This is a genomic window from Endozoicomonas sp. 8E (assembly GCF_032883915.1).
Classification (GTDB): domain Bacteria; phylum Pseudomonadota; class Gammaproteobacteria; order Pseudomonadales; family Endozoicomonadaceae; genus Endozoicomonas_A.
Window position 1 is genome coordinate 329501 of record NZ_CP120717.1, and the last position, 13780, is coordinate 343280.

The window sequence follows — 13780 nt, forward strand, 5'->3', positions numbered from 1 at the left end:
ATTTCAGTATTTTTGTATTTTATCAAGTTCCATGATTTACAGCCGTTTGCAACTTCGAGATATTGTCAGTTTAGAACGGGTATGTACCCGCCTTTGCGATGGTATCCACAAAGATAATGCTCTGGCAAAAGCTTGGTATCGCCGGTTTCCTTCACCACATCAGTATCAAATAAGGACAGCCATCAATACAAAAAATGATATTCAACTCCGTGATTGGTTTGAGTCGTTCACGAATGATAAGGCGTTAGTGAATTCACTCACGGATCGTAAACCGGACAGGATTTATGTACCTGCCCTGTTTTTTTTCACCAAGACCAGGCTGATGTCTCAATGTGAAACATTTACATTAGTTACAACGGAAACTATTCAAGAAAAGCACTGCGTAAACTCAGCCAGCCTCAGTGTCGATGGCCGCCATCTGGTCATCGCCTGTGACGATGGTACGACAAAAATCTACGTTCATAAGGCTGCCGGATCATGGGAAGTAATAGCCAGCATTTCCCATACCGGCTCGGTCAATTCAGCTTCCTTCAGCCCCAATTGTCGCTACGTAGTGTCTGCCAGTGTCGATGGCACAGTGATAATCTACGGCCATAAGGGCGATGGGTCCTGGAAACCAGTAGGCAGCTTTTCCCATACTGACTGTGTTTACTCAGCCACCTTTAGCGCCGATAGCCGCTATGTGGTGACCGCCAGTGAAGATAAAACGGCAAAAATTTACGGCCTCAAGGACGATGGATCATGGAAAAGTGAAGCCACTATCCCCCAAAATGGTCCGATCAAGTTAGCCACCTTCAACCCCATTGCCCACAATATACTGACCGGTAGTGAAGATAAAACGGCAGAAATCTGTGGCCTCAAGAACGGTAGATCCTGTTTAGAAAAAAACAGCATTGAGCGTCATAGATGGGTCTTATCAGCCATCTTCAGCCCCAATGGCAGCCATGTGATGACTGCCAGAAAGGATAACACGGCAAAAATCTATGACCAAAAGGCCAATGGATCATGGAAACCAAGAACAACCATTCGCCATATTGACTATGTTAACTCAGCCAACTTTAGCCCCGATGGCCGCTATGTGGTGACGGCCAGCGACGATTACACAGTAAGAATCTATGGCCAGAAAGCCAATGGAACATGGGAAGGAGAAGCCGGCATTGTTCATAAAGACGGAGTCTTATCAGCCACTTTCAGCCCTGATGGCCGCCATGTGGTGACTGCCAGCAAAGACGGAACAGCGAAAATCATTGGTCTACAGGACGATGGGTCATGGGTAGAAAAAGCCAGTATTTCCCATAATGGCTGGGTCTTATCAGCCAGCTTCAGCTCCGATGGCAGCCGTGTAGTCACCGCCAGTAGCGACGGCGCAGTGAAAATCACTGAACTAAGAAGCAATAATTCATTGTCTGCTGTCACTGAGTGACGCCATTTTAATTGCACTGAAAGACAGCAACTCTGTTAGTTGCCCTTAACAACATTTTATGAACTTTTATTCTAAAACGGACTCCAGCTTTGCGTTATCAACACTGACTGTCCTTGCTGGTAGAAGATCAATACCCATTTTGGAGAATTCAGGGATGCACGGAATCGATAATAACACCAGCATACAGAATCAAACCCACCACCCACCAGGCAAGCTCAATTGGAGCGTGCATCACCTTGAATCAGTGCGGGTAGATCCGTCGCTGTTGCTGATAAGGAAGAAAAGGATAGACCTTCATTTCAGTATTTTGCTGTTTTATCAAGTCCTATGATTTGCAATAGAGGAGCTTATTAAGAGCGAGTCTGTTAATCAGCAAAACGCCCGACAACTGCCGGGCATTTAATTTCAAAAATGATACGCAAGCGAGAACTGGATCACATTCAAATCCATATTGGGCCGTTTGATATAAGCATTGGAGTAGTGAAGCAACTTGGCGCCCAGATCAAAATTTTTTTCGGAACCCAGGAGAACGCCTGCACCCAGCATGGTTTCAAATTGTAAATGAGTGCTTTTTTCTAAAGGCTGGTCGCCTTTGTAACGAATCTGGGTATCGCTGATCCAGCCAACGCCCAGACCGGCATCGAAGTAATACTGTCCGCTGGGACTTTTGAATTGCCATACCGGAGTCACGAAAAAGCCATAGATATCATCGCCACCTTTCGAGCTGTGAGAGGGGCTGGCATCCAGTTGATTATCCCAGTAAGAAACCGAAGTATCGAGAAGAAAGCGGTCATTCCATTCTGAATGTTCGAGAAGTCCTTCGTCACTGAAAGGCCATCTCAGGGCCAAGCGAGTGTCCTTAACCTCTATTTTACTGGAAAGATCCGGCCCGTAGCTGAAATGAATACTTTCGGGTTGTGCGACGACCGACGTTGAAAAAACAGATAGCACCACAGGTACTGCTGACAGAAAGGCTGCGTTATTGAATTTCATGATCCTTATGCTCTTGTTTTTTTATTACTTTTTATATTTATTGAGCCCGCTACCAGATTTTGCTGCGCAATATTCCTGACGCCAAGTGGGAGGGGGCTTCCTACTAACTTACACTAAGGAGCCAGTGAATAAGACCAGATTTTTCCAACCTTGTTCTTTTTCAGCAAAGTCAGGTCGATATTCAGGCTGTTATCTCACCCGGTTTTGGATTTTTTATGACTCAAAAAGTGAAGGGATCAATGAATTGCCAGATGATGAAGCTGAGTTTGCTCATTATCATTCGAACCAAAAGAGGCGATCCGATGGCTTCACGAGAGTGTAACAGTGAACCATTATCATCAAATCGGTCGATCTGATCTGGATCAAGGTCAGGGCCGTTTTGCTGCAGCCCGTATGCACTGCAGGATGAAGAATAATTCGTTGTTTTTGTAAGTATTTGCACGTATGGTGAATTTTTTGTACTTATGTACCACTAGCAGTGGCAATTGAGAAAACAAGAATTTTAATGCCGACTTAATGTGCATTGGACTGATAAACGAATTAGATGAATAAGTTGTACCATGTCACCAACCCTGCTCAACAGACTGAAAGCCTTTGGCCCTCTGTCCTCGCCTGACTTTAACATTGCCAGTATGTTGTCACAGACTGGGGTGCGGCGACTGATTGTTGGCTGTGAAGTGCTGCTGGTGATTCTTCTGACTCAGCAGCTGGCCCGCCTTACCTGGCAATTTATGGAGAGTTCTGATAGCGCTATGATTCAGTCGTGGCAACCACAATCGACAGTGGTAAATCGTCGTCAGTCGGAACAGGATGCCTACCCCGCACTGAATGATTTCCATCTGTTTGGTCAGGAGCCTATCAGGCTGACACAAACCGATAACCGTGGTATCGACCCCAATGCTGTTCCCAAATCCCGCCTGTCTGCAAAAGTCACCGGTATTGTTGCCAGTTCAGTTCCTGCTGATTCCGTTGCGGTGATTCATTCCAGTGGCCGTGATCGCACTTATCGAATCGGTGAAAAGCTTCAGGGTTCCAATGCTGAAGTGAAAGATATTTATGAGGATCGGGTGATTGTATCGAACCGCGGCAAGCTCGAAGCCCTGTTGCTTTACCCCAATGAAGCGGATCGAAAAGTAGAAAAAAGAGACAGTAGTCGTCTGGCAGAAGTGCATCAACAACTGATCGCTGATCCGGCCTCTTTTACGGATTTTTTTCAGATCACCGCGGCTCAGAAGGATGGTCAGCTGATCGGGTATCAGTTAACCCCCGGCAAGTTTGCTGACGTTTTTCGTGAGTCAGGCCTGAAGCCTGATGATGTAGCCCTGTCTATTAACGGATATGACTTGAGTGACAGCAACGACACAATGAAGCTGCTGCAGGAAATCAAACAGCTCACCCAGCTATCGATGACCATTGAACGAGGTGGTCGTCTCTATGAAATAGAAGTCAGACTATGAGTGTTAGAGGAAAAACAGGGATTTTATCATTACTCCCTGAACTGTTTAATGGGGCTATTGCCCGGAAATGTGTGAACCAGAATGTTGTAAGACGGCTGCGCAGACAGGTCTGTTCACTGATGACAGTGTTCTTACTGGTTTCAACGTCTGTTTTTGCCAGTCAGGCTTCAGCGGACTATCAGCGCTATTCTGCCAGTTTTGAGAAGGCCGATATTGCTGAATTTGCCAGTACGGTCAGCGCTACTCTGAACAAAACCATTATTCTGGACCCCGCTGTTCGTGGCTCTGTAACGATCCGTTCCTATGACAAACTCAACGCTGAACAATACTATCAGCTGTTTTTGAACGTTCTGGAAGTCCACGGTTTTGCCGTTATCGAACAAGAAAATAATGTTCTGAAAATTGTTCAGGACAAGAACGCAAAAATGTCGTCTATTGCGCTGGCTGACCGGCAAAACCCGGGACAGGGTGATGAGTTCGTTACCTGGGTACTCCCGGTTCAGAACGTGCCGGTGAGAGAACTGTCTCCGTTATTGCGGCAGCTCAATGATACAGCAGGCAATGTGGTTCATTACGATCCCTCCAATATTCTTCTGATGACCGGACGTGCGGCCAATGTGAAGCGTCTGGTTGAGATTGTCAGACGAGTGGATATGGCCGGCAACCGAAACTTCTCCGTTATTCAGCTCGAATACGCCTCTGCTTCAGAAATGCAGCGAATTCTCACTTCTCTGCTGCAGGAAAAAGGTGGCAAGGGCAGTGCTTCTCAGGTGACCGTGGTTGCTGATGATCGCAGCAACCGCCTGATTGTTGCCGGTCAGGCAAGACAGCTGCAAAAAGTAAATCGTATTGTCTACCAACTGGATGCCGAACAGGAATCCTCCGGTAATACCCGTGTCTTCTACTTGAGGTATGCCAAGGCGGAAGAACTGAAAGAAGTCATGGAAGGCGTGGGTCAAACGGTTCAGGCAGAAAAAGACAGCGGTAAGACAGTTGTTCGTAATAACCAGAAGTTCAGTATCAATGTTCATGAGCAAACCAACGCTCTGGTGGTCACCGCTCAGCCAGACATTATGAAAAGCCTGGAAAGTGTCATCAAGCAGCTCGATATTCGTCGTGCCCAGGTTCTGGTAGAAGCCATTATCGTTGAGGTGGCTGATGGCGATGGCATTAACCTCTCCTTCCAGCTGGCCAATGCTAACAGCGGCAGTATGATGCAGTTTAATGATGGTCGAACAGTACCGATTGGCCAGATCATGGCAGGCCTGAAAGATGCCGAGGACGTGCCGGGTTCAACAGTTATCAGTGATGATGGCACCACTATCAACCCTGATCAGCCGGGAGACTATACCAAGCTATATGATGCCCTGGCCGGTGTTTCCGGTGCAGCATTCAGTATTACATCCGGTGACTGGACAGCCCTTTTGCAGGCTGTTACCAGCTCAACAAAATCCAATGTTCTGGCGACTCCCAGCCTGATGACACTGGATAACGAAGAATCTTCTTTTATAGTGGGTGACGAAGTTCCTGTTATCACCGGGTCTGCTTCCAGTTCAAACAACGACAATCCTTTCCAGACCGTAGAGCGTAAGGAAGTGGGTGTGAAGATGACCGTCAAGCCCCAGATCAATGAGGGCGATTCGGTGATGCTGGCTATTACCCAGGAAGTGTCCGGTGTGAATGGTACGACTTCCGTCGACGTCACTTTCTCCAAACGTGAAGTGAAAACATCCATCATGGCACGCAGTGGTGACACCATTGTTATTGGCGGACTGCTGGACGAAGACGTGCAGGAAAGTGTTTCCAAAGTGCCACTGCTGGGTGATATTCCCTACCTGGGGGCGCTCTTCCGCTCCACCTCCAGCGAGGTGAAAAAGCGTAACCTGATGGTCTTCCTGAGACCTACCATCATTCGTGACGATAACATCCTGACCAGTATCAGCGGTAAGAAATACAGCTATATGCGTGCCCGCCAGCTGGATCGTCGTGATCAGGGCGTTCAGCTGATGCCTGATGCAAGAACCCCGGTCCTGCCGGAATACCCTTCTAACTCCGATCTGATGAACAGAGCGCGCCAGAAACTGGATGCAGCTGATCAGAAAGAAAAAGAGAAAGAAAAAAACGACAGCAAAGACGATGACAAGGTAGCCAGTAAACAGTCGGAGAAGAACGATGCTGAGTCCGGCGATAACAGTTGATCAGGAAACCGAAGCCCTTGCGCAGGAAGTCCTACAAGATCCCCCTGCGGCTGTTCTGGAGCTGCCCTTTGCCTTTGCCCGTAACTTTGGTGTCCTGCTGGAACACAAGCAGCGGGGCAACCCCTGTTTGTACGTCAATGGTCAACCTTCCAGAGCCGCTATTACTGAGGTTCGCCGCTTTGTTGCCGGCCCGATTGACATCAAGTCCCTGTCTGAGGGCGAGTTTGAAGCGAGACTTTCGGCCTACTATCAAAAAGACTCATCGGCTGCCCGACAGCTGATGAACGATATCGGCAATGATGAAGGTCTTCACTCTCTGGCAGAGGAATTGCCTGACAGCGAAGACCTTTTAGATGCCGATGATGGTGCCCCGATCATTCGAATGATCAACGCTATGTTAGGTGAGGCGATCAAGGAAGGGGCTTCGGATATTCATATCGAAACCTTCGAAAACTGCCTGGTCATTCGCTTTCGTGTCGATGGTGTATTGAGAGAAATTCTTCGACCCCAGCGTAAGCTGGCGGCTTTGCTGGTATCCCGTATCAAGGTCATGGCCAAACTGGATATTGCCGAGAAGCGGGTACCTCAGGATGGCCGTATTTCTCTGCGTCTGGGTGGTCGTGCCGTCGATGTCCGGGTATCAACACTGCCTTCCCGTCATGGTGAGCGGATCGTATTGCGTTTGCTGGATCGCAACAGTGTCCGTATGGACATGTCCAGTTTAGGCATGACACCTGATATTCATCAGCACATCCGTGAGGCTCTGCATAAACCTCACGGCATTCTGCTGGTCACAGGCCCGACCGGTTCCGGTAAGAGTACGACACTGTACGCTGGTTTGACAGAAATCAACGACAGCGAACGCAATATTCTCACCGTTGAAGATCCTGTGGAATACGATTTGGAAGGTGTGGGTCAGACACAGGTCAACCCCAAGGTCGATATGACTTTTGCCCGAGGTCTGCGTGCCATTCTGCGTCAGGACCCGGACGTGGTGATGGTGGGTGAGATTCGTGATCTGGAAACTGCAGAAATTTCCATTCAGGCTTCCCTGACCGGTCACCTGGTATTGAGTACACTGCACACCAACACGGCTATCGGTGCTGTCACTCGTTTGAGAGATATGGGCATTGAGCCTTTCCTGCTGTCTTCCAGTCTGCTGGGCGTTCTGGCCCAGCGTCTGGTTCGTACCCTCTGTCCTTCCTGCAAAGTAGCCAGAGAACCAACGCCTCACGAGCGCAGGCTGATGGGAATGGAGGACTCTGACAGCAGACCCGTTCACGAAGCCAGCCCTGAAGGCTGTTCCCAGTGTCATGGCAGTGGCTATAAAGGTCGAACCGGCATTCATGAGCTGTTTCTGGTCAGCGATGACGTCCGTAGGATGATTCATGAGGGTGCCGGTGAACAGGCTCTGGAAGATATCATTCGCAAGAGCAGCCCAAGTATCCAGAAAGATGGCTTCCGTAAAGTCCTTGCGGGTATGACTTCCATTGAAGAAGTATTGCGGGTAACCAGGGAGGAATAATGGGCGTATTTGCATACGAAGCCCTGGATAAAAAGGGCAAAAAACGCAAAGGGGTGCTTGAGGCTGATTCTGCCCGCCAGCTTCGTCAGCAATTGCGCTCGGAAGGTCTGGCTCCGGTGACCATTAATGAATCCGAACAAAAGAGCAGTGGTAAACGTGCGTCGTTTACTCTGTTCGAGAAAAAAGCCAGCCCGGCTGAAGTCGCCCTGTTGACTCGTCAGCTGGCCACTCTGGTTGCGGCTGCCATTCCTCTGGAAGAGTGTCTTCAGGCTTTGTCTCGTCAGGTTCAGAAATCCCATCTGAAAGCCATGATCACCACCGTCAGAGCCAAGGTACTGGAAGGCCGGACGCTGGCAGAAAGTCTGGCGAATTACCCGAAAACCTTCGATACACTGTATTGCTCGATGGTGGCGGCCGGTGAAAAGTCCGGTCATCTGGATACGGTTCTGGAGCGGCTGGCGGATTATACCGAACAGCGTCAGATGATCCGGGGCAAGCTGATTCAGGCCATGATCTATCCCGCCATTCTCACCATTGTGGCGGTCTCGGTCATCGCCATTTTGCTGGCAACCGTGGTACCCACCGTGGTGGAACAGTTTGCGGATCTTGGACAGGACCTGCCAGCCATGACCCGGGCCCTGATTGCCATGAGTGACTTTGTTCGGGATTACGGCTTCGGTGTACTGGCTGGCCTTGTCGCTTTGTTATTTATCAGGCAGCGTGTGCTGGTTAATCCCAGGCGGAGACTGACCCACGACCGATGGCTGTTGAAAATGCCCGTAATGGGTGAAGTGGGTGCCGGTGTTGATACCTCACGTTTTGCCCGGACACTGAGTATTCTCAGCAGCAGTTCAGTGCCCCTTCTGGAAGGAATGAGAATCTCGGCAGAAGTCATGTCCAACTCTTTTATCCGGAAATCTCTTGAACAGGCTTCGGAGCGGGTGAGGGAAGGTTCCAGCCTCTGGATGGCGCTGGATCAGACACAACTGTTTCCACCCATGATGCTTCATATTATTGCCAGTGGTGAAAAGTCGGGTGCGCTCGAACAGATGCTGGTTCGAGCAGCGGACAGTCAGGATCGACAGTTTGAAAACCAGGTGAATATTGCCCTGGGTGTTTTTGGCCCTTTGCTGATTGTCTCCATGGCGGGCATGGTGCTGTTTATTGTTATGGCGATTCTGACCCCGATGCTGGACCTTAACTCACTGGTATCAGGTGGTTAACAGGCAGCATGGGGCTTTCAGTAGAGAGTTTTTCAGGTAAAAACATGAGCCTGACACAGATCGGGTCATGTGACATTAGGAGTGAATAACCAATGACTACGAAAAAGGTAGATCGACAAAAACAGCAGGGTTTTACCCTGATTGAGATCATGGTGGTGATCGTGATTCTCGGTGTCCTGGCCAGTATGGTGGCCCCGAATGTTCTGGGTAACAAAGAAAAGGCAGACCAGCAGAAAGCCGTCAGTGACATAGTGACGCTGGAAAACGCACTGGACATGTACAAGCTGGACAATAATCACTTCCCATCCACTCAGCAGGGGTTGAATGCTCTGGTAGAACAGCCTTCCGGTAGCCCTCAACCCAGAAATTACCGTGACAATGGCTACATCCGTCGTTTACCCCAAGACCCATGGGGTAATGACTATCTGATGCAGTCTCCCGGTGAATTTGGTGATATCGATATCTTCTCTGCCGGACCTGATGGCCAAGCGGGCTCTGACGATGACATCGGCAACTGGAACATGAATTCCTGATGAAAAGTGCCGGCTTCACCTTGCTTGAAATCATGCTGGTTCTGGTACTGCTGGGCATTGCTACCGCTGTCGTATTGCCTACTCTGGAACCGGCTGACAGTTCCGCGCGTTTAAAAACGGCTGCGGATCGATTTGCTGCTCTGGTGAAAGCTGGCCACGAAGAGTCATTGCTTAAAGGTAAAGACCTTGGGGTCAGGTTGACCGACAACGGCTATCAGTTTATGGAGTGGTATGAAGACAAGTGGCAGTTAATGCAGAGTGACCGATTGCTCACAAAGAAAGAGCTTTCAGAAGCCATCAATCTGGACTTTATGCCGGGTGAGCCGATCTGGCAGGCTGCTCTGGATGCACAAGAGCAGCAAGATAGTGACTCGTTTTTTACTGACTCAGGGCTGTTTGAAAACGAAGCAAGCAAGAAAAAACCTGACCTCTATATCTGGTCCAGCGGCGACCTGACCCCGGCTGAAGTGCGGTTTCAGTCAGCCAGCGACAGTCGTCGCTTTTTTAGCGTGATGATCAGGGAAACCGGAGAAATAACCGTGGTCAGTGCAGATGAGTATGACAAGACAAGTGGTCGGGGTTGATAAATGAAACGTCATTCAGGCTGTTCACAATGTTCCCGGCAGGTCAGGGGCTTCACTTTGTTAGAAGTGTTGATGGCCATGACTATTCTGGCCATCGCCGGTATCACGGTGCTCAGAACCAGCAGTGAAAGCCTGGATAACAGCCAGTACCTGAAGAACAAAACCATGGCTCGCTGGGTGGCCGACAATGAACTGGTCGATCTCTACCTGAAGGATCAATGGCCGTCCCAGACCTGGAAAAAAGAGACCCGTGAGCTGGCTGATCAAACTTGGCATGTCCGATACCGGAGTGTGCGTACGGCGGATGAAAATTTTCGGGCCATCCAGGTCGAAGTCCGACTGGACCGCGATGAGAAGAAAGCCGCTCTGGCCAGTCTGCAAACTTACACGGTGAAGCGGTCTTGAAGTCATTGAACATCATGCAACGCTCGACCCAATGTGGTTTTACCTTACTGGAAATGTTGGTGGCTCTGACCATTTTTGCACTGGTCAGTATGAGTGCCTGGCAGATTCTTCAGGGTGTTATGGGTGCCCGCGATGTTGCCAGCGATCATCAGAGTCGTATTCAGGAAATTGATTACGCCATGATGGTCATGGAGCAGGACTTCCGGCAAATGATTGACCGGGGTGTGCGAGTTGATGGTGAACTGACGAATCAGAGTCTGTTTGCCGGTCAGGATATGCTGGAATCCGATGACGAGGCAGCGGTCTTTATTCGTCTGGGCTGGCGCAATCCGCAACAGAAACTCCCCCGCTCCGAGTTGCAGAAAGTCAGCTATCGGCTCAAAGACGGAGTGCTGGAACGTCAGCACTTTTATGTGCTGGACCCTGAGGAGAATGCAGAACCCGTGGTCAGGGATCTGTTAACCGATGTCCGCTCACTCAAGTTTCAGTACTTTATTAATGGCCAGTGGTTAGAAAAACTCGGTAACACTCTGCCCGAGGGCTTGAAGATTACCTTTGAGCTGAATGATCTGGGGATCATCGAGCGGCGTTACGTGCTTCCCGGGATCTGGGAAGTTCAGGAGCAGGAGTCATGAGGGGCCTGATTTCAGATAAAAAGAATACAACGTCTTTTGAGCGTCGTCAGTCTGGTGTCGCATTGCTAATTGTTATGTTCGTATTGACGTTGATGGTGCTGATAGCGGCAGAGATAACTTTCGGATTTTTCCTGCAAATGCGCCGGACAGCCTCCCTGCAGCAAATGGAACAGGCCCGCTGGTATGCCCTGTCTGGTGAAGAACTGGCGGTCAAGGTGCTTCAGGACGAGTTTGATGAAAGCGAAGAAACCGTCAATCTCGGTCAAACCTGGGCCACGGGTGAAGTGACTTTCCCGGTCGATGGTGGGGCAATCAAGGGCGAAATTTCCGACGCTCAGGCCTGTTTAAACCTCAATGCTTTGCAGGCACCGGACAAAGGAGGGCAGACTTCGGTTGAAGTTAAAGTGTTTCAATCCCTAATGGAAGTTCTGGGGATTGAGCCTTACCTGGCGGACAGGATTGCCCAATCAACCAGAGACTGGATAGACAATGACGACACCCAGGGGTCAGGTACCGGAGCCGAAGACAGTTATTATCAGTCTCTGCCAGTGCCCTATCTGGCCAGTAATACCAGTATGAGATCGGCTTCGGAATTGAGAGCGGTAAAGGGCGTCAATGCCAGAATTATGAGAAGGGTTGAACCTTATCTTTGTGCACTTCCGACTGCCGAGATGAACATTAATATCAATACCCTGTCGCCGGATCATGCGTCGGTGCTCAGTGCCCTGTATTTGGGTGAGCTTCCCATAGAGCAGGCAAAAGAGGTATTGGAACAGAGGCCGGAGGATGGCTGGCAGAGTGTCGATGAGTTTATTCAACAACCCTCTCTCTCCAACTTCAGTGCCGAAAACACCCATGAGTTGATGTCGGTCGACAGTCAATATTTTGTGATGAATGCAACCGCTTCCTATGCGGACTCCAAAGTCCGGGTAAAGAGCCTGCTGCGGCGGGAAGAAGAGAATAAGTTCAGCGTTATTCGCCGAGAGTTTGGAGGGCTTGAGTGAGCCAGCATCTTATCATCAGGCTGCCCGGAGAGCCCGGCCAGCCGGTTCACTGGCAATGCTATTCAGTAGAGCAGGGGCCAGTGATTCAGGCAACCGAAGGGGAAAAAGCTACCTCGGGTATTCTGCCGTCTGTAAAAGACCTGGGAGCACTGGCTGAGTCATTTCCTGACACCAAAACTGTTGCCCTGGTTCCCACGGAGCTGGTCAGTGTTCATTGTATACAGGTTGAAGGCAGGCTGAGCAAGGCGGTATTAAAGTCACTGCCTTTTCGTCTGGAAGATGATCTGGCTGAGGATGTGGATGATCTTCATATTTCGGTCATTGCCAGAGAAGGAGATCAGGTGTATCTGTCCGTGGTCGCTCATTCGAAAATGGCTTTCTGGTACGAAGCACTGAATCAGTCTGGTCTTAAAGTCAAAACCCTGATTCCGGAAGCCCTGGCTCTGCCCTGGACCGAGGGTGAGTGCTCGGCACTGGCCATAGATGGACGCTGGATACTCCGGGATGGCCGCTGGCAGTGGGCTGCCTGCGATCCATCCTGGCTGAGCATCTATCTGGCAGAGGACGATTCGCAAGAGACGCCTCTGAAAGTGAACAGTTTCAGCGAACTACCGGAGAACCCTCCGGGTGAATGGCATCAGGAAGCTTCAGGCCCTGCTCTGGAAGTATTGGCAGCGGGTGCGGTCAGTGCCACCTCTCAGAAGAACAGTCCCAACCTGTTGCAGGGTGTCTGGCAGGTTGAGTCATCGGTCTTCAAAAGCCTGAAACCCTGGGGGCTGGCTGCCGGACTGCTGGCTTTTACCGTCACTCTGTTTATTGCTCAGGCGGTATTGAAGTCGGTACAGTTGGAACGACAGGCTGATCAGCTTCAGGCACAGGCGCATAAGATCTACAGTGACATGTTTCCCGGTGAGCGAATTGTGCGTCTGCAGTCGCAGATGAGACAGAAGCTCACGGCATTGAAGAGTAACAACAGCGATGACTCGGGTCTGCTGAAACTGCTCGATCAGACTGCCCCGCTGTTTAAACAGTATCCGCAACTCAAGCCAGTTACTTTGTCGTATAACCAGTTTCAGCAATCACTGCGGGTGGAAGCCACTGCGAAGGATTTTGATACTTTTACGGCATTCCGGGAAGGGTCGGGTGAGCAACTGGTGATCACGGTTGAAACACTGGAGAAGCGTGGTGATATTGCCAATGGTACGCTGATCATCAGGGGGAGTGATTCATGAATAACATCGTGGAAAGCTTCAATGAGCGCTGGCAACAGGCCCAAAGTTACTGGCGTGGCCTGAGTCGACGGGATCAGCAACTCTGTATGGTGGCAGGGGTATTTATCATTGTCTGGAGCATTTGGCAGGGTATTTTAAACCCTTTGTCAGAACGTCAGTTAGCTGCCGAACGGAAGCTGGTGGCCAGTCAGAAGTTATTGGCTTCTATACAGGAACAGGCCAATGAGATTGTCAGTCGGCGTCAGGGTCAGCCAGACAAGGGCCGCTATCTGGTTTTACCTCTGGACCAGTTGGTGAGCAGAACCGCAAAAGATTTTGATCTGCGCATCACCGGGGTGCGAACCGTTCGCGATTCATTGCAGGTCGATCTTGATACAGTGGGCTTTGATCGTTTACTGGCATGGCTGGTCAATCTTCAACAGCAGGGCGGGGTTGAGATCAGGGAGCTGGAGGTAGAAGCTGCCGAAAAGCCCGGTCATGTGATCGTAAAGGCTCTGAGAATAGAAAGAGCCTTCAGCGCGGAGACAGGCTTCAGCGCAGAGACAGCCTTCAGCGAGAGTTAAGACTT

13 protein-coding genes are annotated in these 13780 nt (G+C 50.1%); 12 read left to right on the forward strand and 1 reads right to left on the reverse strand.

Annotated elements, in window-relative coordinates; genetic code table 11:
* Positions 1-31 precede the first annotated feature (31 nt).
* Positions 32-1423: a WD40 repeat domain-containing protein gene (locus P6910_RS01345; protein WP_317144493.1), complete on the forward strand. Its 1392-nt coding sequence runs from the start codon at positions 32-34 to the stop codon at positions 1421-1423.
* 405 nt (positions 1424-1828) lie between these two features.
* Here the strand turns inward: P6910_RS01345 and P6910_RS01350 are convergent, their stop codons facing one another.
* Positions 1829-2416, reverse strand: coding sequence for an acyloxyacyl hydrolase (locus P6910_RS01350; RefSeq protein WP_317144494.1), 588 nt, complete (start codon positions 2414-2416; stop codon positions 1829-1831).
* A 560-nt stretch (positions 2417-2976) separates the two neighbouring features.
* Between P6910_RS01350 and gspC the strand changes: the two genes are divergently transcribed.
* The 11 genes from gspC (at position 2977) to P6910_RS01405 (ending at position 13775) form a co-directional block, all read left to right on the forward strand.
* Positions 2977-3873, forward strand: coding sequence for a type II secretion system protein GspC (gspC, locus tag P6910_RS01355; RefSeq protein WP_317144495.1), 897 nt, complete (start codon positions 2977-2979; stop codon positions 3871-3873).
* A gap of 119 nt (positions 3874-3992) precedes the next feature.
* A complete protein-coding gene (gene gspD / locus P6910_RS01360; protein ID WP_317144496.1) occupies positions 3993-6071 on the forward strand; it encodes a type II secretion system secretin GspD in 2079 nt (692 codons plus the stop codon).
* The gene (gspE, locus tag P6910_RS01365) at positions 6046-7596 is read left to right on the forward strand and encodes a type II secretion system ATPase GspE (RefSeq protein ID WP_317144497.1); all 1551 of its coding nucleotides are present in this window, start codon (positions 6046-6048) and stop codon (positions 7594-7596) included. Before gspD ends, gspE begins: the two co-directional genes overlap by 26 nt.
* A complete protein-coding gene (gspF, locus tag P6910_RS01370) occupies positions 7596-8819 on the forward strand; it encodes a type II secretion system inner membrane protein GspF (protein WP_317144498.1) in 1224 nt (407 codons plus the stop codon). Before gspE ends, gspF begins: the two co-directional genes overlap by 1 nt.
* A 92-nt stretch (positions 8820-8911) precedes the next feature.
* Positions 8912-9352, forward strand: coding sequence for a type II secretion system major pseudopilin GspG (gene gspG, locus P6910_RS01375; RefSeq protein WP_317144499.1), 441 nt, complete (start codon positions 8912-8914; stop codon positions 9350-9352).
* Complete coding sequence (gspH, locus tag P6910_RS01380) at positions 9352-9936, forward strand: type II secretion system minor pseudopilin GspH (RefSeq protein ID WP_317144500.1); 585 nt, start codon at positions 9352-9354, stop codon at positions 9934-9936. The genes gspG and gspH overlap by 1 nt, the downstream gene beginning before the upstream one ends.
* Before the next feature lie 3 nt (positions 9937-9939).
* Positions 9940-10341, forward strand: coding sequence for a type II secretion system minor pseudopilin GspI (gene gspI, locus P6910_RS01385; protein WP_317144501.1), 402 nt, complete (start codon positions 9940-9942; stop codon positions 10339-10341).
* Complete coding sequence (gspJ, locus tag P6910_RS01390) at positions 10338-10976, forward strand: type II secretion system minor pseudopilin GspJ (protein ID WP_317144502.1); 639 nt, start codon at positions 10338-10340, stop codon at positions 10974-10976. Before gspI ends, gspJ begins: the two co-directional genes overlap by 4 nt.
* On the forward strand, positions 10973-11980 hold the full coding sequence (gspK, locus tag P6910_RS01395; protein ID WP_317144503.1) for a type II secretion system minor pseudopilin GspK: 1008 nt from the start codon (positions 10973-10975) through the stop codon (positions 11978-11980). Before gspJ ends, gspK begins: the two co-directional genes overlap by 4 nt.
* Positions 11977-13212 carry a type II secretion system protein GspL gene (gene gspL, locus P6910_RS01400; protein WP_317144504.1) on the forward strand — a complete coding sequence of 412 codons (1236 nt, stop codon included), beginning with the start codon at positions 11977-11979 and terminating at the stop codon, positions 13210-13212. Before gspK ends, gspL begins: the two co-directional genes overlap by 4 nt.
* Positions 13209-13775: a type II secretion system protein M gene (locus P6910_RS01405; protein WP_317144505.1), complete on the forward strand. Its 567-nt coding sequence runs from the start codon at positions 13209-13211 to the stop codon at positions 13773-13775. Before gspL ends, P6910_RS01405 begins: the two co-directional genes overlap by 4 nt.
* Positions 13776-13780: the final 5 nt, after the last annotated feature.

Coding starts and splice junctions, on each gene's coding strand:
- P6910_RS01345 (WP_317144493.1), top strand. CDS start 32: ATGATTTACAGCCGTTTGCAACTTCGAGATATTGTCAGTTTAGAACGG.
- P6910_RS01350 (WP_317144494.1), bottom strand. CDS start 2,416: ATGAAATTCAATAACGCAGCCTTTCTGTCAGCAGTACCTGTGGTGCTA.
- gspC (WP_317144495.1), top strand. CDS start 2,977: ATGTCACCAACCCTGCTCAACAGACTGAAAGCCTTTGGCCCTCTGTCC.
- gspD (WP_317144496.1), top strand. CDS start 3,993: ATGACAGTGTTCTTACTGGTTTCAACGTCTGTTTTTGCCAGTCAGGCT.
- gspE (WP_317144497.1), top strand. CDS start 6,046: ATGCTGAGTCCGGCGATAACAGTTGATCAGGAAACCGAAGCCCTTGCG.
- gspF (WP_317144498.1), top strand. CDS start 7,596: ATGGGCGTATTTGCATACGAAGCCCTGGATAAAAAGGGCAAAAAACGC.
- gspG (WP_317144499.1), top strand. CDS start 8,912: ATGACTACGAAAAAGGTAGATCGACAAAAACAGCAGGGTTTTACCCTG.
- gspH (WP_317144500.1), top strand. CDS start 9,352: ATGAAAAGTGCCGGCTTCACCTTGCTTGAAATCATGCTGGTTCTGGTA.
- gspI (WP_317144501.1), top strand. CDS start 9,940: ATGAAACGTCATTCAGGCTGTTCACAATGTTCCCGGCAGGTCAGGGGC.
- gspK (WP_317144503.1), top strand. CDS start 10,973: ATGAGGGGCCTGATTTCAGATAAAAAGAATACAACGTCTTTTGAGCGT.
- P6910_RS01405 (WP_317144505.1), top strand. CDS start 13,209: ATGAATAACATCGTGGAAAGCTTCAATGAGCGCTGGCAACAGGCCCAA.